The organism is Paenibacillus sp. sgz302190 (assembly GCF_059820445.1).
The window spans coordinates 24,142-46,618 of sequence record NZ_JBZYAO010000022.1; the positions used below are offsets into that span (position 1 = coordinate 24,142).

Annotated in this window: 24 protein-coding genes and 2 pseudogenes; 11 read left to right on the forward strand and 15 right to left on the reverse strand. The window is 48.4% G+C overall.

Features of this window, described 5'->3' with window-relative positions:
- Positions 1-222 precede the first annotated feature (222 nt).
- Positions 223-1,020 (forward strand): alpha/beta hydrolase-fold protein, encoded by a 798-nt coding sequence (locus AC6RNO_RS22565; RefSeq protein ID WP_497106842.1) that lies wholly within the window; start codon positions 223-225, stop codon positions 1,018-1,020.
- 450 nt (positions 1,021-1,470) lie between these two features.
- Positions 1,471-1,602 carry a hypothetical protein gene (locus tag AC6RNO_RS22570; RefSeq protein ID WP_497106843.1) on the forward strand — a complete coding sequence of 44 codons (132 nt, stop codon included), beginning with the start codon at positions 1,471-1,473 and terminating at the stop codon, positions 1,600-1,602.
- 227 nt (positions 1,603-1,829) lie between these two features.
- On the opposite strand, the pseudogene AC6RNO_RS22575 reads toward AC6RNO_RS22570, so the two are convergent.
- The 4 genes and pseudogenes from AC6RNO_RS22575 to AC6RNO_RS22590 form a co-directional block, all read right to left on the reverse strand.
- A pseudogene (locus AC6RNO_RS22575) lies at positions 1,830-1,969 on the reverse strand (multicopper oxidase domain-containing protein); the annotation flags it as partial.
- Positions 1,947-2,387 carry a nuclear transport factor 2 family protein gene (locus tag AC6RNO_RS22580; RefSeq protein WP_497106844.1) on the reverse strand — a complete coding sequence of 147 codons (441 nt, stop codon included), beginning with the start codon at positions 2,385-2,387 and terminating at the stop codon, positions 1,947-1,949. The gene AC6RNO_RS22580 and the pseudogene AC6RNO_RS22575, both read right to left, overlap by 23 nt.
- Positions 2,388-2,453: 66 nt before the next feature.
- Entirely contained in the window at positions 2,454-2,912 is a 459-nt protein-coding gene (locus AC6RNO_RS22585) for a hypothetical protein (protein ID WP_497106845.1), read from the reverse strand.
- A 75-nt stretch (positions 2,913-2,987) separates the two neighbouring features.
- A complete protein-coding gene (locus AC6RNO_RS22590) occupies positions 2,988-3,467 on the reverse strand; it encodes a MarR family transcriptional regulator (protein WP_497106846.1) in 480 nt (159 codons plus the stop codon).
- Between the two features lie 283 nt (positions 3,468-3,750).
- Here AC6RNO_RS22590 and AC6RNO_RS22595 point away from each other — a divergent pair.
- Positions 3,751-3,909: pseudogene (locus AC6RNO_RS22595) on the forward strand (S-layer homology domain-containing protein); the annotation flags it as partial.
- A 234-nt stretch (positions 3,910-4,143) separates the two neighbouring features.
- Positions 4,144-5,922: an AMP-binding protein gene (locus tag AC6RNO_RS22600; protein WP_497106847.1), complete on the forward strand. Its 1,779-nt coding sequence runs from the start codon at positions 4,144-4,146 to the stop codon at positions 5,920-5,922.
- Positions 5,923-6,004: 82 nt separating this feature from the next.
- On the opposite strand, the gene AC6RNO_RS22605 is transcribed toward AC6RNO_RS22600, so the two are convergent.
- The 4 genes from AC6RNO_RS22605 to AC6RNO_RS22620 form a co-directional block, all read right to left on the reverse strand.
- Positions 6,005-6,235, reverse strand: a complete 231-nt coding sequence (locus tag AC6RNO_RS22605) for a hypothetical protein (RefSeq protein WP_497106848.1) — start codon at positions 6,233-6,235, stop codon at positions 6,005-6,007.
- 30 nt (positions 6,236-6,265) lie between these two features.
- Positions 6,266-7,042: a hypothetical protein gene (locus AC6RNO_RS22610; protein WP_497106849.1), complete on the reverse strand. Its 777-nt coding sequence runs from the start codon at positions 7,040-7,042 to the stop codon at positions 6,266-6,268.
- 77 nt (positions 7,043-7,119) lie between these two features.
- A complete protein-coding gene (locus AC6RNO_RS22615; RefSeq protein WP_497106850.1) occupies positions 7,120-7,644 on the reverse strand; it encodes a hypothetical protein in 525 nt (174 codons plus the stop codon).
- Between the two features lie 5 nt (positions 7,645-7,649).
- Entirely contained in the window at positions 7,650-8,561 is a 912-nt protein-coding gene (locus tag AC6RNO_RS22620; RefSeq protein ID WP_474682860.1) for a DUF4915 domain-containing protein, read from the reverse strand.
- A gap of 185 nt (positions 8,562-8,746) precedes the next feature.
- Here AC6RNO_RS22620 and cysC point away from each other — a divergent pair, with 185 nt between their 5' ends.
- The 6 genes from cysC to AC6RNO_RS22650 all read left to right on the forward strand — a co-directional run bounded on the left by cysC (position 8,747) and on the right by AC6RNO_RS22650 (position 14,239).
- The gene (gene cysC / locus AC6RNO_RS22625; RefSeq protein WP_474682861.1) at positions 8,747-9,361 is read left to right on the forward strand and encodes an adenylyl-sulfate kinase; all 615 of its coding nucleotides are present in this window, start codon (positions 8,747-8,749) and stop codon (positions 9,359-9,361) included.
- A 193-nt stretch (positions 9,362-9,554) separates the two neighbouring features.
- The gene (locus tag AC6RNO_RS22630) at positions 9,555-10,898 is read left to right on the forward strand and encodes a phenylacetate--CoA ligase family protein (protein WP_488435723.1); all 1,344 of its coding nucleotides are present in this window, start codon (positions 9,555-9,557) and stop codon (positions 10,896-10,898) included.
- Between the two features lie 85 nt (positions 10,899-10,983).
- A complete protein-coding gene (locus AC6RNO_RS22635) occupies positions 10,984-12,240 on the forward strand; it encodes an AMP-binding protein (protein ID WP_497106851.1) in 1,257 nt (418 codons plus the stop codon).
- Between the two features lie 57 nt (positions 12,241-12,297).
- Positions 12,298-13,320: a bifunctional 3-deoxy-7-phosphoheptulonate synthase/chorismate mutase gene (locus tag AC6RNO_RS22640; protein ID WP_497106852.1), complete on the forward strand. Its 1,023-nt coding sequence runs from the start codon at positions 12,298-12,300 to the stop codon at positions 13,318-13,320.
- A 24-nt stretch (positions 13,321-13,344) separates the two neighbouring features.
- Positions 13,345-13,956, forward strand: coding sequence for a chorismate pyruvate-lyase family protein (locus AC6RNO_RS22645; protein ID WP_488435720.1), 612 nt, complete (start codon positions 13,345-13,347; stop codon positions 13,954-13,956).
- The gene (locus AC6RNO_RS22650) at positions 13,949-14,239 is read left to right on the forward strand and encodes a hypothetical protein (protein WP_474682866.1); all 291 of its coding nucleotides are present in this window, start codon (positions 13,949-13,951) and stop codon (positions 14,237-14,239) included. Before AC6RNO_RS22645 ends, AC6RNO_RS22650 begins: the two co-directional genes overlap by 8 nt.
- Positions 14,240-14,445: 206 nt before the next feature.
- On the opposite strand, the gene AC6RNO_RS22655 is transcribed toward AC6RNO_RS22650, so the two are convergent.
- Both AC6RNO_RS22655 and AC6RNO_RS22660 read right to left on the reverse strand, forming a co-directional pair.
- Positions 14,446-14,715: a hypothetical protein gene (locus AC6RNO_RS22655; RefSeq protein WP_474682867.1), complete on the reverse strand. Its 270-nt coding sequence runs from the start codon at positions 14,713-14,715 to the stop codon at positions 14,446-14,448.
- Positions 14,716-14,787: 72 nt separating this feature from the next.
- Entirely contained in the window at positions 14,788-15,051 is a 264-nt protein-coding gene (locus AC6RNO_RS22660) for a hypothetical protein (protein WP_497106853.1), read from the reverse strand.
- A gap of 244 nt (positions 15,052-15,295) precedes the next feature.
- Between AC6RNO_RS22660 and AC6RNO_RS22665 the strand changes: the two genes are divergently transcribed.
- Positions 15,296-16,084: a CPBP family glutamic-type intramembrane protease gene (locus tag AC6RNO_RS22665; RefSeq protein WP_497106854.1), complete on the forward strand. Its 789-nt coding sequence runs from the start codon at positions 15,296-15,298 to the stop codon at positions 16,082-16,084.
- 645 nt (positions 16,085-16,729) lie between these two features.
- Here the strand turns inward: AC6RNO_RS22665 and AC6RNO_RS22670 are convergent.
- The 5 genes from AC6RNO_RS22670 to cydD form a co-directional block, all read right to left on the reverse strand.
- The gene (locus tag AC6RNO_RS22670; protein WP_474682870.1) at positions 16,730-16,879 is read right to left on the reverse strand and encodes a hypothetical protein; all 150 of its coding nucleotides are present in this window, start codon (positions 16,877-16,879) and stop codon (positions 16,730-16,732) included.
- A gap of 733 nt (positions 16,880-17,612) precedes the next feature.
- On the reverse strand, positions 17,613-18,161 hold the full coding sequence (locus tag AC6RNO_RS22675) for a DUF420 domain-containing protein (protein ID WP_488435716.1): 549 nt from the start codon (positions 18,159-18,161) through the stop codon (positions 17,613-17,615).
- 82 nt (positions 18,162-18,243) lie between these two features.
- Positions 18,244-18,738: a response regulator gene (locus tag AC6RNO_RS22680; protein ID WP_474682872.1), complete on the reverse strand. Its 495-nt coding sequence runs from the start codon at positions 18,736-18,738 to the stop codon at positions 18,244-18,246.
- A 255-nt stretch (positions 18,739-18,993) separates the two neighbouring features.
- Positions 18,994-20,721: a thiol reductant ABC exporter subunit CydC gene (gene cydC, locus AC6RNO_RS22685; protein WP_497106855.1), complete on the reverse strand. Its 1,728-nt coding sequence runs from the start codon at positions 20,719-20,721 to the stop codon at positions 18,994-18,996.
- On the reverse strand, positions 20,718-22,466 hold the full coding sequence (cydD, locus tag AC6RNO_RS22690; protein ID WP_497106893.1) for a thiol reductant ABC exporter subunit CydD: 1,749 nt from the start codon (positions 22,464-22,466) through the stop codon (positions 20,718-20,720). Before cydD ends, cydC begins: the two co-directional genes overlap by 4 nt.
- Positions 22,467-22,477 lie beyond the last annotated feature (11 nt).

Genomic DNA, 22,477 nt, shown 5'->3' on the forward strand with positions numbered 1-22,477 from the left:
CGTTTTATTACCAGATTAGCGAACTTTACTGCCGTTTGCAAGGAGACTCCATCGACCCTTGGAGATATCGGCATGTCCTCGGCCGCCGGCTTGTATCAATCGGTAGTTGGATTTATACTGGTCATGAATCTCCAACCGTTTTTCCGGAAGTATTTTGTAAGAGGTCTCGCTATAGGGGCTTACAAAGGTTCACCACATTTAAGCGAAAGGTGGCAAATGCAAATGGCATTATTGCAATGTAATTTTTTCTCGGAAGTTCTTGGTTTAAGCACTTCGATGACTGTCATTCTGCCTCAGCAAACCCGGGGGCAAATCGGCATGAACGGCGTCGTGAACAGGGATAAACACCCTACACTATGGCTGCTTCACGGCGCCTCCGACGACGATACCATCTGGCTGCGCCGCACTTCGATCGAGCGGTACGTTTCCGAGCTCGGACTCGCCGTCGTGATGCCTCAGGTTCATTTAAGCTTCTACTCCAATATGGTTTATGGAGGGCAGTATAGCACCTTCCTTATGGAGGAGCTGCCTGTGATTGCCCGCTCTTTCTTCCCCTTGTCCGAAGCGAGAGAAGATAATTTTGTAGCCGGCCTATCCATGGGAGGATACGGGGCGTTCAAATGGGCGCTTAGCAAGCCCGATCAATTCGCCGCCGCCGCCGGGCTGTCCACCGCTAATTTCTCGACTGCGAAATTTCGGGAAACGATGCACCGGGAGCAGCTCTTCAAGCTCATTTTCGGGGAAGGTTCGCAGGAAGGAACGGAAAATGACCTGTATCATTTAATCGGGCAGTGCGAGAAAATGGAAGGTGCACGGCCTAAGTTTTATCAGGTTTGCGGGACGGAAGATTTTCTTTATGATCATAATGTCGAATTGAAACAAGCGTTCGGCCAATCCGCTCTGGATTTTACATATGCGGAAGAGCCGGGCAAGCATGATTGGGCATTCTGGGATAAAACGATCCAGGATGTGCTGGCCTGGCTGCCATTAACAAATAAGCGCGATGAAACAAACGGATAATTATGCAAGGCAGCTTTCCCAAGACCGTACCCTAATCCAAGGGTGCGGTTTTGTTTTCGAATGCCGGCTGCGCAGGAATCGAAGCATTCTCTCGACATAGGCTGCGGTAGCAGCGGCCGCGGATCAATGTACATTTTGCAAGAGCATGGTCATAGGCCGTTTCTTTCCGGCCCTTCCATTCATCCTTTATTAATAATGAAGGAATTTAGTCTGTTTGGCTCCATTCAGGCGAAGGGGAGGAAAATATTGAAGGATCAAGGTGTAAGGTTACTTGCCTATGGATGAAAAGCATATCACCAAGGCGATTCTTAACGGTCTGCACTCCAAAGGTCAAAGAGTGTCTTGGCGCAAGGACTTGAGAAACATTATCGCACGAAATATGGGGATTTCTATAGTAGCTAATAAAATTAGCGGAATATATAAGCAAAAGCTGCGGGAGATGAGCGGAAAGTGAGCTACGATAAATTAATGGTCGTTGCGCATCCCGATGATGAAACGATCTTTGGCGGCGCGCAGCTGATCCGGGAGAAAGGCTGGCTTGTTATTTGTGTGACGATTGAGAGCATGAGGCAGGTGCGGTAAATTAACAAGTAAGGAGTACAGAACTTCGGAAACCCTAAACAAAATTCAAGAAAAGTAAGTACTTTTACAATGCCGCCGCTGAAACGTTCACTCCCTTGGGTGAACGTTTTTCTTTTTTTCTGGGAAGAAATACTTGGGCTAAGGTAGAGAAGCATCATAGAGTAGTCGTTTTGTCCTAGAACCAAAGGTGGGCGGATAAAAAAATTGTGAAAATTTTATACTTTTATTGCAAGTCTATCCTCCGCATTTGGTACATCCAAGCCATGCCAGTGTATCGTAACACCATCTTCAATGTCCTTATTCAGCAAAGTAATCTCTACAAGCTCACCTTCACGTAATGCAGCTCAGGCCCTGGAAGCAGACCATTTGATAAGGCGGACCAACCATAAGAACATTCCTACTAAACCATGCGGACCATAAGGCTCATATGCTTGCAATCTCTTGATGTAGCCGTTTTCCATTTGAAAAATAAAGACCTGGGAGAAATCTAGTTTCTTTCCGTGTTTCAATACATGGTGCGTTGACGTTTCTACCGCCACACATTGTCCATCCTCAGACGTGCAATAATTTACAACTGTATATCCGAAAGAGCGCATACTGTTCATTGCTCCTTGGAATCCTTTCTTAATGGCTTGCTTTCCAATCATCTTTTGAATAGGAAAATGCGGGTCAATAACAACTGCGTCATCTGTAAACCCCTCTATTAATCCTTCCAGATCCTTCACCTCGACAGATGCGAAGGTTCGCATAACCATCTCATGACAAGATATAGCTCCTATTGTCATTAATTATCCTCCCCCCTGCCTGTAAGCAATATTTACTACCCAGTTCGAATCGTGACTTATGATGATTTAACCATTTAGACGGAGTACCAATGTAACCAGAAACAAAGCAAAGGCTAAAACTGACGCCCAAACCCCGGCAATATGAAAGCGCTCTGCTCGCTGAACTTGAACCTTCCAATCCTTTGGAGGGGCACTGAGTTTCCAATCAAGTGTAGCGCTATTGATTGGAACAGTTCCAACCCCCCTTATTATGATCCAAAGAAGCAAAGCAGCAACCGCGACGCAGCGGAGCACAAAACCAGGTTCATTCGTGTTTAAACATGTCAAGACAATCCCTAAAGCAAACGAAGGCAAAAAGAAAGCAGGAGCTAGTACACGCAGTTTTAGCACAAGTGCTTTACGCAGCTGGAGTTGTGCATGATCGTCCAATGCTTCCGAGGGTCCTCGTACCCCGTGATGTATGATAAATTCAGTTCCAGCCAGCATCCCTGCGAAAAATACATTCACAAGTTCAAAAATGGTCATAAGTGTCATCTCTTTGGCACCCTTCATTTCATAATGATTTTAAAATGAGCTAATTCGTCCAATCTTAATCCAACGTCATATCAATTCTTTACTAATTTCAGTAGCATTTGTAATCAGTTGCTGGAGGTGAGCAAGAAAACGCTCCATCTCTCCATCCAAAAAACCATTTCTTAGATTATGTTCAAATCGCTCTACCACTATTGCTAAAGCTTTTGAGACCTCAAGCCCCTCCTCAGTAAGATGTACTTTGATTACACGGCGGTCTTCTTTATTCATACGGCGCTCTACCAGCCCCATTTGTTCAAGTCTTGTAACTATTCCTGTTACAGCCGATGCATCAACACCACGATTCTGACTCATAGTCCCAATAGCTACTCCATCTTGAACAAGCAAAAGCGACAATGCCCCCCATTGCGGCGGTGTAACAACATAGGTCTTACCGAGCGTCTCACAATGCGCTCGCAGCACTTCCGCATAAATTGACGTTACATAACGAGTAGCAAAAAATAGCCAGTACGTGAGTCGATCACGATTTTCTTCGATTGGTAGTTCCATTGGTTACATCCTTCCCATTTAATTATTTGATACAAATAATATTTGACTAATCAAATATTGATATTAAAAATAATAAAACAACTATAGGCATCTGTCAATGTTGTGACGTATTATTAACATTGTCTCGCACTTTCAAGGGATTGATTCATGAGTACACAGCTTACCCGAGTTGAACGCGCTTAAGAGATTAGCGAAACTGGGCTAGAGGAAACAAAGAAGTTAGACCACAGGTTCCTGGTACAAGGATTCTGTCTATGCCGCATTTGAAGCATATACCGACGAAGGAAGTATCAGCGACTGGGCCAAGCCTTATGTTAAAATAGCATCTGGGCTAAATCTAATGAATGGAGCCAGTGAAAGTAATTTTGTACCTAAAGCAGAAACATCAAGAGCGCAAGCGGCGGTAGTTCTTTACAGATTGCTTAGTCAAATAAAGCAGTAGTTTTAACAAAGGGGTCTGACTAGTTCAGGCTCCTTTTGTTTGTCCTTTGCTTTAAATTTCATAGTGAATGTCCTGCATAGCAGTTCGCGGCTAGTTAGTAAGAGGCTACAGAGTGGTATATGCGGACACTTTTTTACTTTTTCCAGAATAAAATGTGGAATCAAGCACGGCGAATTGCTTTGTACGTTCGGCAAAACGTCATAGCATCAGGATTGGATGAAGGGAGAGTTTTTTATGTCCAACGACAAGCAGGAGCGGGAGCGGAGATTTGGCGAATTACTGGTTCGTTTAATGAACTCGCCTTTGTATAAGCAAAAATTGGCGGAATGGAGCACGATGGACGTCGGATTGGACCGGATCGGCGAATTGCCGATTACTGTAAAAGCCGAGCTCCGGAAGGCGGGCGCTTTCGGCTGTCTTGCCGTTGACCGGAAAGAAGCGGCGCAATATCACGAATCGTTCGGCGCAACCGGTGAGCCGTCAGCCGCTTGGTTTACGAAGGCGGATCTGGAAACCGGCGGAAGACGGATGAGAGAGTGCGGCGTCGGCTTGAACGCGGAAGACGTTGTGCTGATCCGGTTTCCGTATGGATTGTCGGCCCCTGCATTCCTGATGCATCAAGCCTGCTATCAAGCGGGTTCGACAATCGTTCCCGCGGGCGAGCGCAGCACGAATGCGCCTTATTCCAGGGTGCTTGAACTCATAAAGCACCTGGGCGTCACTGTCCTGGCCGGAATCCCGCGGGAAATGGAATTGTTGGCCGAGACGGCGCGCTTGCTTGGCATGGAACCAAGCGGGGATTTCCCGTCTCTTCGGGCAATCTGCGTAACCGGAGAATTATTGGGCGAACGGCGGAAGGAGCATTTAGAGCGGCAATGGGGGGTACCCGTATTCCATATATACGGTTCCGCCGAGATTGCGAATATGGCCGCTATGTGCGAGCATGGCGTGATGCACGTCGCAGAGCAAGATTTTGCGGTTGAAGTGCTGAGGGAGGATGGCTCAGGTCCCGCTGCGCCGGGTGTGAGAGGGATCGCTGCGGTCACGACATTGTCTCATCAAGCTTCGCCGTTATTACGCTATCTCAATGAAGACGTTATTTCCGTCGAGCGCAGCTTGTGCACTTGCGGCCGAACCGGAAGCAAGCTCGTCCATTACGGCCGGCTGGAGAATAGAACTAAATTCGGAGAGGCCGTGTTGGACGAAAAGGACGTCCAGGACGCCATATACTCGTTGACCCCCGTGCCTGAAGCTTGGAAAGCGATTCAGCGGGAGAACGGATTTCATATGGTTTTTGATTCGCGGCATTATGCCGAAAGGTCGGCGGAAGGGATTCAGGCTTCACTGTCCGAAATGCTCAAGGTACCGGTAACCGTTGAGATCGCTGTCGGTGCGCTCCTAAACCGGGATGAACTCACTCGCCACGCATCGGAAAACAATCCGGTCTATATATGCAAGCGCGAAACCGAAACCGCCGGTCCCGAAGCAATCAGCGCCATTCTGCTGCGCGACTTGATTAATCGCGGGTACTCCAAGTTTAAGCTGTGCATGTACGAGGAATCGCGAAAATTGTTCGAAGAGGCGGTGGCGCTGGGTCCCCGCAGCGCGGAAGCGCACGCTTGGCTGGCTGCGGCATATGGACGTCTGATCGAAGCCGTTTGGAGCATGACGGACAAAATCAAGCTGCTCTCGGCATTGGAAAACGAGATTACGGCGGCCCTCGAAATCGATCCGGCACTGCCGCTCGCCAGAAGAATGAACGGCGCCAGATTGTTAAATACGCCGGATATGCTTGGAGGAAGCGCTCTTGATGCGATCGATGAATTCCGTTACTGCATCGGTCAAGGGATGGACGAGGCTGAAGTATGGGTATCCCTCGCCGAATGTTACATGAAGACGGATGATCCGGCCATGGCTGTGGATGCGTTGAACGAGGCGCTCTCCCGCGAGCCGCTTAATGAAAAAGCGGCGGAATTGCTGCAGCGTGTAAAAGGTGAAAGCAGCGGGGAATAGAATAAGGATGACGCGAAAAGGCCCTAAGCCTTCAACAGGCTTAAGGCCTTTCTATATGCCCATGTCAGGCGAATTGATCTCTTCAACGCGATCGAAATCCTTCCCTCACAAGCTCTAGGCCGGCCGCAAAGGCGCCGGTTTTCAGGGCAGTGAAGAGTTTTTCGTAAACAATATCGGACGGTTGATTTACATCGTTCACCGCTTCCAGAAGTTCTTTGCCGATATTGTTAGCACCGCTTGTCAGAGCAGTTTTGAATAGATGTTTGGTCTGCTGCCTAAGTTGACTGTGGCGATGTTTTCGAGAACTGGACATGGATCTCACCTCCTTTCATCGGACAGATTCCTAGTGCCGACTTTTTTTCTTCTTTTCCTGCTCCTTTCTCCTCCTGTGTCGTTCCCGGCGAGCTTCTTTTTCCTGCTCCTTTTCCGCCCAGCCTTGGAGTGCGGTTCCGACAACTTGGGTGGCGAATATCATTATCGATGTGGAGTTGTCGGTGGCTTTGATGTTTTCAACCGCCGGTTTGCCTTCCAGAGACTGCAGCTTTTGCTTAACAAGCCGCTGCATTTCCGGATCTTGCGTTTGATTCTCCAATCTTCTCCAGCACTTCGCCGCGTCCTGGTTTCGGCCGATCCTGCAGTACGCTTCGCCGAGCTCATAGAGTAGTTGTGATACCCCTTCGTCCTCAAGCACGCCCTCTTGGCCTATCTCCTGATCGATAACGAAAGTATAATCTTCAATCGCCGTCTTCGTCCGGTGGAAAAACTTCTCCGGAAGATTGTACGAGGCCTTGCCGCGAAGCAGCCGGATCAGGCTGTCCCGCGGAGCGTCGGCTACCGCTTTGTCGAGAAGCTTCAAGCCTTTATTCGACCATTTCAGCTTCTCCAGCGGCTTCGTTTTATCCCGGGCGATTAAAATCATTGTGCTGCCGTGGTAAGCGTCGGCAAGAGGCTGGGCCGGATGATCCAGCCGCAGCTGCTCCAGCAGCCGATTGGCTTCCTGAACGGCGGCTGCACTGCCATCCACGCCTTCCTTGTAAGTCAGGATGATCTGGTCGAGCCTATCGGCGAATGTGGCGGAATCAACGGGCCTTTGACCGGGCAATGTAGCACTCACACTCACGGTTGGTACTTCCATGTTCTTTGGGTCCAGGTTTGTCAATGGTTTCCTTCCTTTCTGCGCGTTGTGATTTTTATCCGTCATTTTTCTCTAAATTTCATTTGGGCGAGCTGCTGCGAGACCGCATTCGCTTCGTCCGGTTTTCCGGCATTTTTGTAGGCAGTGCTCAGATTTTGCAGTATTTCCCGAGCAAGCTTTGGGGCAAGATAGTCGGAATCTTCTTTGTAGCGGTCAAGAAGGAAGGAGAAGTCCTCGATCGCCGTTTCCGAGCAATGAAAAAAAGATTCGGGCAGCCGCATACAGACGTTCGCGCGTAACAGCCGAATTTCTTTGTGGTCCGGATCCAAGTCAACGGCCCGATTCAGTGCATCCAGTCCTTCTTGCGCTTTGTCCGCTTTGTCCAAAGGTTTAGAGGCATCCCGTGCCAATAGAGCCATAGAGCTGCCGTAATAGGCTTCAATTAACGCATTGTCGGGATCTGCCTTGCGGAGCTTGGTAAGCCCCTCGTTTGCATGTTTCACCGCTTTTTTGTCTCCGTCTACACCTTTATTATGGAGTTTTTTGGCTTCCTTGAATTCCTTCTTAAGTTTGCTGTCATTTGACATTTCTCTTAGCCTCCCAATGGAAAGTCCTGATGAATTACGAGAATCTGGTATACCTGTTGCGCAGGCAGCGATACAAAACGGGAGATTCTAAATTCGGGACTGTATACATAGATTCCGCCGTCCAGGCAGCAATTGGAGAACTCATGCGGTATTCGCAGAACATGCCTCATTCTGCTCTGTCCGATGAAGACCGTATCGTCCGTTATTGCAAGCCCGCGCGTAAAGCCCGACACTTGAATCTTCGTCTTGTTTCCGGCAACGGCGCAAAACGACATGGAGTCGCAATAAGCAAGTTGGCCTTTGTGCACCATAACCGTATGCGGCATATACAGACCGCTGACGGCGACATGATTCGCCGGGTCTACGTCGGTACGTTCTTGGAGGTGAAAGCCGGTCAAGTCGATAGCGACGATCCCGCCGGTTTTTTTTACCGGGTCCAGGTACCATCTGTCATAGGGAGAAAACATCGAAACGTATAAAGTATTTCCTTCCAACCAAATGTCGTTGATATGATGAATATCTTTGTCTGCCGGATTGAATCGAATTTCTCCTATTCGCATGAATGTATCGACCTCATAGCAGCCGATTGCATTGATCGCCGTTTCCACGACAAGTACGACCTTATCATTCAGCTTCGCGACGCCATGAAAGTCGAGTTTCCGGTGTTTCGTTTTGGCTATGATTTGAAACTGTCGGTCAAAAGCAATGATCCGGTTGTCGCCGGTCGTAACGACGAGCCGGTCATTTACCCATGCCATTCCTATACAGTTGGCGGTGTACAGCTTTTTCAAACAATTCTGTTTAAAATCAAGTAAAAATAATCCTCCTTCATCCGGACCGCTGGCCGGGCAGCTTACCAGGAGCTTCGTATCGAGATATTGAAAATCTTGATCTTTCTCCAATCCGTATAGCAGCACAAGTATGGTCCCTCCCTCATGATTCCGATAGTTTCATATTTGTTACGATATGTAGGATCTTCGGACGGCGATTGGATGAAATGCTTATTTTATAAAGAATATACACTTGTCTGAGTCAAATCTGTATTTCTTGCATTTCATAAATAGAGTGATCGGGAAAAAGGAGTGTGGGGGAGGGCGAGAACTTGTCGGAAAGAAACATTTCGTGGCACCCATCCCATATCGCAAAAGATGACCGCTGCCGGCTGAATGGGCACAAAAGCTGTGTGTTGTGGTTGACCGGACTATCCGGGTCGGGAAAATCAACTTTAGCCTATGCAATTGAAAAGGCGCTTTATCGTCTGAATTGTCCTGCTTATGTTCTGGACGGCGACAACATTCGTCACGGTTTGAACAAAGACCTCGGTTTCAGCCCGGAAGACCGCAAAGAGAATATTCGCCGAATCGCGGAAGTGGCACGTCTTTTTGCAGATGCGGGAATTGTGGCCGTTACAGCGCTCATTTCGCCTTATCGAGCGGATCGCGACATGGCGCGGTCAATTTTTCGCGAAGGAGATTTTATAGAGATTTATGTCAAGTGCTCGCTTGACGAATGCGAAAGGCGCGATCCGAAGGGACTGTACAAAAAAGCGAGAGCAGGTGAAATTCTGCAGTTTACCGGCATTTCCGCACCATATGAACCTCCGGTCCGGCAGGAGATCGTCATAGAATCGGATAGGCAAACGGTAAGCGAATCCGTTGCTCAGATTCTGGATTTTTTAAAATGCCATAACTATCTGTACAAAGAGAGCCCGGAATGATCAATCGACTGGCGCATACCGCCATCTGTAACGATTTTCTCATTATGTAAGGTTATTAGGCTTCTGGTGATTGTTGTGAATTTGTTGGTAGTCTACCATTAAGTACAAGTCGTGCATGCGGTACTGATTTCCAGCCGGCAAGGCCGAATGGCGATGCCGGAGGTCTCCAGTGAAAATGGACAGGAGGAATTTTATGAAATTGCAATCCCATAAGATGTCGGTTTCCATTGACGAGCATTCATCCCATTTGGAGCAATTCAAACATTTTTACAAGCAATTGGATGATGAAGGAAAAACCATTGAAAAGCTGCCTCGGCAGCGGATAGAAGATTATCAACTGAAAGCCATTAACGCTACGCTTGCCCATATCTGGAACCGGAATGAGTATTACCGCTCGAAGCTGGAGGAAGCGGGCTTCACGGAACCGAAAATCGACAATCTGGAGCAATTAACTTCTGTGCCGCTGTTGAAGAAAGACGTTATACGGGGAGATAAGCGGAAGATCCTGTGCGTTGATCCGAAAGAAATCGGTCAGGTTCACCTCACAAGCGGAACTTCGGGGAAACCGATTTATACCTCCTACACGTTAGCCGACCAGTATGTATACGACTTGCTGCCGAAATATTTGGAACTGTATAAAGAGTCTGACGTGGATGTGGCGGCAATCGCGCTGCCGTATGAGTTTGCCCTGCCCGGTCTTGGATTTCAGCGGTTGTTTCAATTTGCGTTTGGAACGGCGGTACTGTCGCTCGGCAAAGGCGGATACATGGCTCCCGTCGATAAGTCGCTGGAATTGATGAAGGAATACCAAGCTACGGTTCTCGCTACGACCCCTTCCTATGCGGCGCTTTTGGCGGAAGAAAGCGAGCGGTTCGGTATAAAAATAGGCGAAGACATCCGATTGAAGAAAATTTTGCTTACCGGCGAAGGCTGCTCCTACACCTTCCGCGAACGGCTGGAAAAATGGTGGGGATGCGAAGTATCGTTCTTCTACGGCTCGACCGAATGCGGGGGCGTCGCTGTTGAATGCAGTGAGCACAAAGGATATCACGTGATGGAAGGACATGTAAAAGTGGAGATCATCGATCCGGTTACGGAAGAACGGCTTCCTTATGGCAAAACCGGAGAAATCATCGTGACGACGCTGCTGCGCGAAGGAATGCCGATGGTGCGCTACCGCTCCGGGGATATCGGCTTTTTGCAAAAATCCAAGTGCGCTTGCGGCATCACCATGGACGTCCTGCACCTGAGAGGCAGAATGGAAAGCATGCTGCATCTGGGTGATGATGACTATTCGCCGTTCCTGCTCGAACAATTCCTGCTGGAAATCCCCGATGTGGGCATGTGGTATCACTTCAAGCTGAATCAAGGAGTGTTTAAGATTGAAGCCGAGCCGTTTCGGACCCAATTAAGCGACGAGCAGTTGGCTGCGAAAATCCGAAAGCATATGGCCGATCGGATCGGGATCGATTGCGAAGTGGAAATCAGGCACGACATCCCTCGTACATTCGGCAAAGCGACCCGAATATTCAACTAGACCGGACAAACGGCCGGGAACAAGCGGTTCCGGATTCGCTCCGGCAGTCCGGATGCGCCGTGTCAAGCCGAGAGGAGGTGCCGTTATGACCTGCAACCATAGGGAGTGGGAGGGAAAATTCAAGGATTTATTAGTGCGCCTTGGTAAGTCCCCGCTGTACAAGGAAAAATTATCGGGATATAACCTCAATAACATTGGATTGAGCCGCATTCATACACTGCCGTTGACGACAAAAGAAGATCTCCGGAAAGCCGGCACTTTCGGTCATCTTGCCGTCGACATGAAAGAGGTTGCGCAATACCACGAATCAACCGGTACGACCGGAGAGCCCTCCGCTTCCTGGTTCACTCGGGAGGATCTGAGAATCGGCGGAAGACAGTTGAAAAAATGCGGTGTCCGCCTGACAGCGGAGGATCTCGTGCTGATTCGTTTTCCGTACGCGTTGGCACTGCCCGCGTTCTTAATGCAGCAGGCGGCATGGCAGTGCGGAGCGGGCGTCGTTCCCGCGAGCGGACGTACCGTCGTCACGCCGTACCCCAGAGTGCTGAATCTGATGAAGCGTCTTCGCGTCACTGTGTTGGCGGGGCTCCCGCGCGAGATGGAACTGCTGGCCGAGACAGCGCGTCTGAGCGGTTCGGCTTCGAACCAAGATTTCCCGGCGCTGCGGGCCATTTGCGTCGCAGGCGAATTGATGAGCGGCAAGCGCAGGGAGCATATAGAAAAGCTGTGGGGCGTGCCTGTATATAATATGTATGGCTCGACCGAAACCGGCAATATTGCCGTCATGTGCGAACACGGCACAATGCATATCGCGGAACAGGATTTTTTCGTGGAAGTGCTGCGTGAAGACGGCTCAGGGCCTGCCGCTCAGGGAGAGAGAGGGTTTGCGGCGATTACAACGCTTTCCCATCAGGGTTCTCCTCTGCTGCGATACTTTAATGAAGACATTATCTCTGTCGAGCCTTCCTTGTGTGCATGCGGCCGAACGGCGGGCAAGCTGGTGCATTACGGCAGAAGCAAGGATCGAATCCGTTTCGGCGGTACCATTCTGGACGCCCTGGATATCCAAGAAGCCGTGTACTCGCTGTCTCCTGCTCCTGATGCTTGGAAGGTGTTGGAGCAAGAAAAAGGGCTGCATGTTCTTCTAGATTCGCATGATTCCGGACAATGGCCGGAAGAAGAGATCCGTTCCCGATTATCTTGCAAGCTGCAGGTGCCTGTCACCGCAGAAATTATTGCCGACTCAACGCTGCTCGATCGTGTCGGGCTTGTAAATAACGCTCCGTCGACAAAGCCGGTATACATCCAAAAGCTCGTTGGCGGTACATCCGCACAAGGCTAGGAGTCCGGCGGGCGGAAAAGGTTACAGTCATTGGAGGAAAAGGAGGGAGTGTTCGTCATGAGCGAAAAATTGCAACAATTAATATCTCAATACGACGGGATTAACCGACAATTGCTCCATTTGCTGAGCGAACGGGCTCACATGTCCAGTGAAATCGTTCAAGAAAAGAAAAACCAGGGCATGTCGGACGCGGAACCGATTGGCGACCAACAATTGCTGAACGAGCTCGCGGGCCATAACCTGGCAATTCCGAAAGGGAACAAGGATGCTGAGACCGGCCGCAAGCTGCTCGTTAGTCGCCGTCATAAGAGCGAGGATACGATCATCCGTGTCAAGGGTGCCGAAATCGGAGGCTCCTCGCACGTTGTTGTCGCCGGTCCCTGCTCCATCGAATCCAAAGACCAGCTATTGACGGTTGCGGCCGCATTGAAGAAAGCCGGCGTTACGTTGTTGCGCGGAGGTGCGTTCAAACCGAGAACATCTCCGTACGACTTTCAAGGGCTGGGCGAAGAAGGCTTGAAAATTATGAAGGAAGTGGCTGATGAAACCGGAATGGTGACGATCAGCGAAATTATGAGTCCTTCGCAAATCGATACGGCGGCCCGCTATATCGACATTATTCAGATTGGCGCCCGCAACATGCAGAACTTCGAACTGCTGAAAGCCGTCGGCCAAACCAAACAGCCCGTACTGCTGAAGCGCGGCCTCTCCGCTACATTGGAGGAGTTTATTTTTGCGGCGGAATATATCCTGTTTAACGGTAATGACCGGGTCATGCTGATTGAGCGCGGTATACGTACCTTTGAAAAATGGACCCGGAATACGCTCGATATTTCCGCGGTTCCGATATTGAAACAGGAGACACATCTTCCGGTGCTTGTGGATGTCAGCCATTCCAGCGGCCGCAAAGATATTCTGCTTTCTTGCGCGAAGGCTTCTCTTGCTGCGGGTGCCGACGGGATTATGGTCGAGGTGCATCCGAATCCGCAAGTCGCGCTCTCAGATGCGAAGCAGCAAATTAACATTGACGAGTTTAACACATTCTGGAAAGGGCTTCGCGATTCGGGCTTGTATCATTGATGGGAAATCAACGGGGGAGAGTGTATGACAGACATTAATAATATCGACAAGGACTCGCAGTATGCATTGGATTTTTTGCAAGGATTGATATTCGATATTTTACTGGAAACGGACGGACGGACGACGGATATGCTGGAAACTTTGTTGAATGAAAAAATGCTCGTCTCTGTGATTCGGCAAGAGCAAATGAATGAAGAGCATGCCGATCCTCAGGGCGAGTCCTCCGGCGCTCCGTATTATATAAGGGAATCTATTCTGATAAGCGATAAGAGCCATTTTATTGTATCTCACAATATTGCTCTTGTAGATTCGAAGCATGTGCCGCCTACTTTGTTTGAGAAGATAGCGCACCGGCAGGAGGGGATTGGAAAATCAATCAGCTCTATTGGTCTGCAAACGTTCAGAAAGATAGTTGACTCCGGGCTTAAAAGCGAGGAAGAAGCGGTCGATTTGTTCCAAAATTCGCTTCAGCTTCGGTTTCCCGACCTGCGCAATAAAGTCCCGTACAAGAAATACGCGATTTATTTCGGACTTGCACCGGGAATTCAGATGCTTGAATATTTTAATCCTGACATCGTCAGACATCGTTTGAAACAAGTTTTCAATAATAAAATCGGAGGGATAAATCATGAGTGACGAAACAACGAAAAAAGAGCGGAAGCAAGCGGAAAAGCAAGTAAGGAAAGAGGAAAAAGAAAAAGAACAAGAGCAGCAGCGCCTGGAGAAACAAGCGCAAAAGGAAGAAAAACAAGCTAAGAAGAAAGAAAAACAAGCCAAGAAGGAAGAAAAAAAGGCGAAAAAGGAGAAAGGGAAGGAAGAAAAAGAGGAAGAAAAGAAAGCAAGAAAGGAAGAAAAAAAGGCAAAGAAGGAGGGAAACAAAGCCAAAAAGGAGAAAAATAATGATGTAGCTGCACAATAACCCTGGTCGCACTCCTATCAAACAGTCAACGGTAAAGTAAAAGACCTTCATGCAGCGGCTGCTTCCTTGCATTCAACCAGGGAGCGGCCGTTCGGTTTTTATCCAAAATCCCCTTCGGTCAACAACGCAAGCTCATTTTAATAAATGACCTTTTTGCGTTATCGACCATTAGGGGATCCATATTACCCTGAGAGTCAGCCATACATTTATTTTTTCTTTTTCATTTGTTTAACGAACTCCACTCCCGAGTTTATCATATGTTCACCGGCATGCTGGATGCCGCTTTTAACAGCCGATACTAGCTTGCCTGCAGGAATATCGGTTGCTTGACCCGCTTGTTCTTCGGCTTCTATTATTTGTTTCCCGGCCACACTCGCACCGCCTTTTACAGCCTTGGCGTAACTGTTGGCGAAATTTAGAAATTCCCGCCTGATCCTGCCGGCAATCCTTGAGAAATCCTGATGTTCCGATGACAATTGCTTCACCTCCTCTCGACAGCCGGTCACTGCGTGACAGTTTGCGCGCTTGCATTACGTCCTATTGCGCCTCTAGGGAGCCTGATCGCCGGCAGCTTCGGCCAGCTTTTGCTCAGGCGGGGCATCGTTCAAAGGGGCTTCAGTCAACGCCGCATCCGGCTCATCGTCCGGCATCGGAACGGAATGAATCCGAGCGGAATGCTTTTTGCTGTCCATATAAAATTTCAGCACTGCGATAATTACGCCCGCTATAAGAACAAATGTAATCACACCGGCTAACGTGATTCCAAGAATGAATATCGCCCTGTCAGCGACTCCCATTTTTTTCGTGCTCACTTCGATTCTCCTCCTTCTGGAAAGTTCCGGTTGTTAGAGGTTTGCCGTCAATCGCTGCCTTTCGCAATAATTCAGTATATGTATGGGTTGCCCCGATATTATGGGTACATGCACATTGTTCGGAGCAATTCCGCTGCTGTCCATTCCGCAGGCACGAATCGGCACATAAGTATATGGAGGAAAGAACCCGGCCCCTCTGCCGCATGGCACTAACCGAAACGTAACCAAGTGAAGCAGGTGATACATGATGAATTACACATTGCTCCGGAATATGGCGTCCCTGTTCTTGTTTGCGTCACTTGTGGCCTTACTGGAAACGAACCATTACCTGCTGACGATTTTTTGGGCAGTATGCGCCGGGGGGCTTTCCATTTACAAGCCTATGAGAAATTTTGTTTTGACAACGATATGTTTTGGAATCGGATTTTTTCTGTATTTAAAAGTGAACTCGCGATGGCTGATTGATTTGAATCCCAGGGAATGGCATATTATTGCCAACCGGTTGTCGTTGATTTTAATTGTGATTCCGTTGATTGCTTTATCTCTTATTGATAAAACTCCTTTCATGCATGTTTGGAAGAAACCGCAGTGGAACGAGCTGATCGGCATCCCGTTTGCATGGTCGGATTTCCGCCGAACCAAAGTAAAATATTTTCTGCTTATCGCGTTAACAATCAATTTTTCGGCTTTTTTGCCGTTTATGATCCGTAACGGATGGGTTTACATCCATGAAGAGTGGTTGTTCGCCATTATTTTTTCAATTACAAACGCTGTGCTTGAGGAGATCATTTGGAGAGGCACTCTGCTAAGCCGGTTTTCGGAGCAATTAGGCGACAAATGGGCCATTCTGATAACCAGCGCAGGATTTGGACTGCAGCATTATTCGCTTGGATTTCCCTGGGGCGCTTGCCTCGCATTTGCTTTTGGCGGGCTATTTTTCGGAGGAATTACGATCAAGTCGAAAAGCATCGTTCCCACAGTGATATGGCATATGATGATTAATGCCCTTATGGTTTTCAGCGGTTTCTTATAGGCGCAAGCGCACGCAGTCGAAGGCGGCCTGCGCTTTGTCCCGTGCCGGCGGGCTGGGGCCGCCATCCGCGTGTTTAGGCGCATCGTGGTAGGGAAAAAGCCTGCGAAAGTGCAGGTTTTTCAGCTGAAATTGGCCCATTTTGGCAAAAAGCCTGCAAAAGTGCAGGAATTTTCGCTGAAAGTGACCCTGGGCCCATGTCCCTGCTAAAAAACCTGCACAATTGCAGGAATTGTTCGCGACCAGCGATCAAGGACGCAAATTCATGTATTTTTGCAGGTTTTCTTCGTGTGGCCGGCAGTTCCGCCCCGATATGATTGGAAGTTCCTGCACAATTGCAGCAATCCCTCCAAACGGGCCGTTTCAGGCGCACTTGTGTGGGGTGATGTCCACGGCGTCATGGGGGTTTTCGCAGGCTTTTGCGCTGCCAAGCCCCCCTAAGCAACATACGGCTGCACCGTCTTTTCGGCTGAGGAAGGGGCAATCCGTCGAGAAAGCGGAGCGGAGGAATCGTCATTTCCGGAGACAACGCGGCAGTGTGCGCCTGCGGAAGTTCGGAACGAGACGGCCCTCGGGAGCGGGCCCTTGTCCGAGATGCTACGATACCCGCGAGCATCAATTTCCTTGACGGAGAGCCCTCGAATCTCGTTAGGTCATATACCATAGACCTGAACGGATAAGTTCATCGCCCATAGCCTCAGCAAACTCCTTCAAGTTCAGCCCTCGTAATTCTTGTATGGTTCCATCGCTGACTCTTTGAACATTTTTTTGATTTTCGGTGAGCTGGGTCATGCTCATTCTCCCTCCTCCGAATTTTTCTCAGAGAATGCGAAAAAAGACCCCACAGGCAGACTCCATGCGCAAAAAAACTTGCACATAAAATCCAACCCATAGGGTCTTTTACTCGCACAAATGCGAACAAGGGCGTAAATTCTATGAACTCATTTTATCATGAAGCCAATCTGCATGCAACCAAAAATTACCAAGCGGGCTTTAGTTGCTCATTTCCCTCGTTGGTCAGTTCCAGGAAGGCGCGATCGTAGCTCACAATGGCTGACTCGCACGGAAGATAGGCGCCCCAGTCGCCGGTCTACTACCAGCCATATAGGACGCCGACCTTTATCCTCGAGCAGACTGGTTGTTGCATGGAAAATTACATCAAATAAGCCAAACGCGGGTTCTCGATCGACCGGATCGCTACCGGCGACTTTACCGCGAACGAAATCGATCTGCTCATCAAACTACTGGCCGTGGGGAAGGGGGAAGACCACCCTTATTTTAGAATTAGCGCTTTTTAAGATGGGAATTTATCCATTTTATTGCAGGTAATTCCACTCATCTTTTCTATTGATTCACCACTGTTACGCGCTTTCGAAATTTAGGTTCAACAAAGATGCGGGCATGTACGTATGTAAAGCGGGCTATATGGCGATTCGTAGAGCACGTAACGACAAGAAAGGTGTTGGAGCCAATCAGGTTAACACGTATTATTTTAATGTTGAGCATTGTAAGAATCAATGAGCGAGTTTGTTCAGTAATATGGTTCCATCATTAAAAACACTACTACTCCAGTAAAACTGACATATAGCCAAATAGGCATTGTCCATCGAGCAATGCGCCGATGCTTTTGAATTTGATTCGTCCATCCCCAAACAAGTGTGAATAGGGCTAGCGGTACGATTATTGCGGCAAGGATGCTGTGTGAAATTAAAATAAAAAAATAAATGGGTCTGACAATACCTTGACCGCCAAATGTCGCTGTTTCTGATGACATGTAGTGAAATGTTAAATAAGAAACCAGAAATAATAATGTCGAGGTAAAGGAAGCAAGAATGAAACCTTTGTGCACCTCAATGTTTTTTCTCAAAATTGCAATTAAGCTCGATACCAAAAATATAAACGTAAAGCTATTTAAAACTCCATTTATTCTCGGGAAGATGACTAAATCAAATTTGATACTTCCTTTGTATCCTATCGGTGAAAAAAACAAAAGAAGTATAACAAAATTTACAATCAAGGACGTTACAATTATAGGAATCGTATAATTTTTATTATTGGCTGGTTGATCATTTGAGTTCATTTGATCCAAACGCTCCTTCTGCAGGCAGTACCTATTTTCCGGTATTACTAACCGATCGGCGATTTCTTCGATGTTGAATCCTCTACACAGATTTCTTAATACTGCCGTCTCCATTACTAAGAAGGGGCTGTACGCAATGTGGGATATTCTCGGTAACAAATTGCTTTAAAATTTGATATCCAAGCACTCTCGGCAGAGTCGCATCCTCGATCACGAGCGATCTCAGATACTCGTGAAAGGAAGCTGGATGCAGCGACTTGAGCAAGTAACCTTGCGCCCCGCTTTTCAGAGCTTCAAAAAAATACTCAACGTCAGCGCTTTCCGCTTGCAATACGACTAACATTTGGGGATTCATCTTTTTCATTTCTTGAATGGTCTGTGTAGCCTTCATATCGTGTAATTCAACCGCTACAAGCGCAACCTCCGGCTTTAATGAATCGGCGAGTGATATCGCATCCCTTCCGCAGTCAGTTTCCGCTACGACCTCAAATAGCGGATCCAGCTCCAGCAGGTACTTGATCCGCTCTCTATGCTCTTGCGATGGTTCTGCAAGCAACACTCTGTTGATTTGGCTCACCGCTCCTCAACCCCTTTATGGAACCTTAAACCCTATTCCTGTTGCTATTATCGCGTTTTATGTGTTTAGTCGAATGGCCCGAAGTAGTTATTTTCCTCGAAAAATATGACCATTCAGTGTCAATGACATATTATAGATCTTTTTAAGACATATTTAATTGGTTCGCCGTAATAAATTATTGACATTATTGGCGAATATAGCGGATCGAGCGTTATTACGTGTTCCGTATTCAATAAAAAATCAGAAATTAAATGCTTAGTCCCCCGTTTCGCCGATTAATTGTAACTCAATTTGTTTCATCTTATAAAAATAGCCGTTTTGCTCCATCAACTCGGAATACGAACCCGTTTCGATCACCCTTCCTTGCTCCATAACGACGATTCTGTCCATTCCTTCCAAACCGTTAAGCCGGTGACAAATCAGTAGAAGCGTATTTTCGGATGCTTGTTCGTATAAGTGTGCCAAAACACGTTGCTCTGTCACATAGTCCAGCGAAGAGGTCGGCTCATCCAGCAGCCATAGCTTTCCATTGCGAAGCATGGCCCGCGCCAAGGCCAATCGCTGTTTTTCGCCATCTGATAGATTTTCTCCTTTTTCGTACACGGGGTCGGTTAATGAAGTGGTCGGCAATTGCACATTAGCTAGGATATCCAACAGGTCGCTGTCAGAATGGTCCTCAGCATCCATGAGCAAGTTATCTCGGATCGTTCCTCGGAAAAAATGGCTTTGCTGCAGCACGACATTAGCCGTTTTCCAAATGCTCGACTCCTCCAGCTCTTGTACCGATATGCCGTTCAGTCGCAAATCCCCGGCCGTCGGCGTACGCAGCTTGAGCAACAACTCAATCAGCGTGGACTTTCCTGAACCGCTAGGTCCAACAATCGCCGTTTTGGATCCTGGTGGAATTTGCAACGAAAAGTTCTTCAACGCCGGCCTCCACTCCCCTTCATATTGAAAGGAAACGCCGGATAACTCAATAGAAACGGCATGGTTGGTATTCAACGCGCGACTTGGCTGCACCGGCTGCATGGTAGGAGTTAATACTGCTTCCGTCAGCCGCTTGGCTGCATGTTCGCTATCTTGCTTATATGCTGGCAACGTGGCCATAGCCGCTGCTTCTTCAAATACAGTTAATGAGGCCATGACAAGCATAGCCAGATATACGCCAGCTAGCGTTCCATCCGATATCAGATAAGCACCAAGTGCCAACACCCCCCAGGAAATCAGATATGTGACAAAGGCATGCATCGATTGTCCACGTAGCAGTTGTCCGGCCGCTCGCTGCTGCTCGGCTGCCAATGCAGCAGATGCTTGGCGGAGTTGCTGTTCCCGCTGCGTAAGCTGCCCATAAACTTTAAGATCCCGGAAACCATACAACACCTCTGTTACTTCCGAGGACAACAGCGCCCGCTGCTTGCGAACATGCCCATTGATTTTCCGATATCCTAGCAATACGATTCCCGGCACGACCAATACGGTTCCCAGCATACCGAGTAGCATCAAGCAAGCCATCCAGAAAGAAAAGGAGGCGGTAGCCAGCATTGTCGTCAAGAACACCATGACAACAATGATCGGCGGATACGCGACGCGTAAAAAATAGTGCTGCAAACTCTCTACATCCCCAACGATTCGCGCAAGCAGATCCCCGCTTCGGTTTTTATTTAAAATGCCTGGCGTTAAAGGAATGAGCTTGGCAAAAAAGGATGATCGCAAACGGCTAAGCATAGAGAATGTCGCTCGGTGGGAATATAAGCGCTCGCCATAACGACTCACCGCTCGAAGTAAGCCAAGCAGCTTGACCAACGAAGTAAGTACGATCAGCGTATAAAGCGGAGGTGCAAACACCGTTTGCGAAATCAGATATCCGCTCGCAGAAAAGAGGACCACACCAGCGATGCCGGCGACAAATCCGCCTAAAATTGAAAGAATAATATCCTTGCGCTCCCGAATCATAGCTTGAGACAAAATAGCCAACTCGTTCATCCCGGCACCCCTTTGCGTTGGACATCGACCATCTCTGCATACGCAGGCAGGCGTTTCATAAGCTCGTCGTGATGTCCCGAGCCCACTAGGACGCCATGGTCCATAAACAAAATGTTGTCCGCATGTCGAATGGTATACAATCGGTGAGCCACCGTAATCATCGTCGCCGATTTTGCCAAGGTTGCAATCGAACGTTGCAGGATGCCCTCGGTATGAAGATCGAGTCCGACGGTCGGCTCATCGAACAAAATAATGGAGGGTCGCTTCAAAAAAGCCCGCGCTACGGCAAGTCGTTGCTTTTCCCCACCGGAAAGTCCTCTACCGCCTTCACCGACGGGGGTATCAAATCCCTGCTCCAGTTGGGATACAACCTTCGAAAGACCCGCGTCCGCAGCCGCCACCTCAATTTCAGCCCTGGAGACCTTCCGCCCGGCACCGATCGCGATATTATCGGCGAAGGTACCTGCAAAAATGTAAGGATGCTGCGTAATGTAGCTAATATGTTCGAACCATATCGTCTCATTCTGTTGAGTAAGCGGGTTTCCATTCACTAAAATGGTCCCCGACGCCGGTTTTAGTAATCCAGCAATAAGATGGAGCAAGGTTGTTTTGCCGGATCCACTATGACCAACAAGGGCAATATGATCTCCTGGTCCAATTGTGATCGAACCTGTATTCAGCTCAAATGAGTCAGGTGCATACTGAAACCGGACATTGTCCAGTTCAATGGAGGTCGGCATTGGAAACAGCTTCTTCGGGAATGTCAGGAGCCCTACCGGCTGATCTTTCAGATCGTTTCTATCGTTCGTGTCCGTGAGCATGGTTTCAACCTTGCTAATCGCCCCCATACTGGTTCGTCCATTGTGAAAAGCTGTGCCCGAACTCTTTAGTAAGCTGTAAAACTCGGGCACGAGCAACAAAACAAAAAAGGCCGTGTGAAACGACATCGATTTGAAGACAAGCATCTGAATAGCCAGTTCGAGAGCAACAATCCCGATGCTCAGCATCACAATCGATTCCAGCATGAGGGTATTCGTAAACGCAATCTTCAAAATATCCATTGTGGCATCACGGTATCTTAAGCTGCTGCGTTCGATTTCTTGCTGCTGACGGCGGGCCCGTCCGAATATTTTTAACGTAACGAGCCCTTGAAGGGAATCTAGAAATGTACCGGCAAACTCGGCCAACTGCGCATACTTTTCTTCTGATTTATTTTTCGTTTTCAGCCCCACCAAAATCATAAAAATCGGGATAAACGGAGCCGTAACCAGCATGATGATCCCTGAATTGGCATGTTGGGTAAACGTAACGACTAAAATCAGAACGGGGATAATGACCGTTTCCACCATACGCGGCATGTATCGACTGAAATAACTATCCGCCTCATCCACAGCATCCAGCACCATACTGACCTTTCCCCCCGTTTGCCCTCGAAGAGAGGAAGGCATGGAAGCATGCGTAAAATTCTGAAGCACGGCTGCTCGCATATTTTTTTTTGCGGTTGCTGCCATTTGCAAACCAACTGTCCCGTTCCCATATGACAACAGTGTACGTATCGCCATCACGACCAGTAGGATGCCGAGCAGTAGGGCAACCGATGAAAAAGATGCTTTCTCCACAAAGATCCGCTGGACGGCTTCAGCCAGCAACGCAGCCTGACTTACAATAGCGGCGCCTAGTGCGAGTGAGATGAATGTCAGGTAAATGAGACGTTTGCGTTGGGCGGTCATCTGTATAGCGATCATGCTTCTTTTCC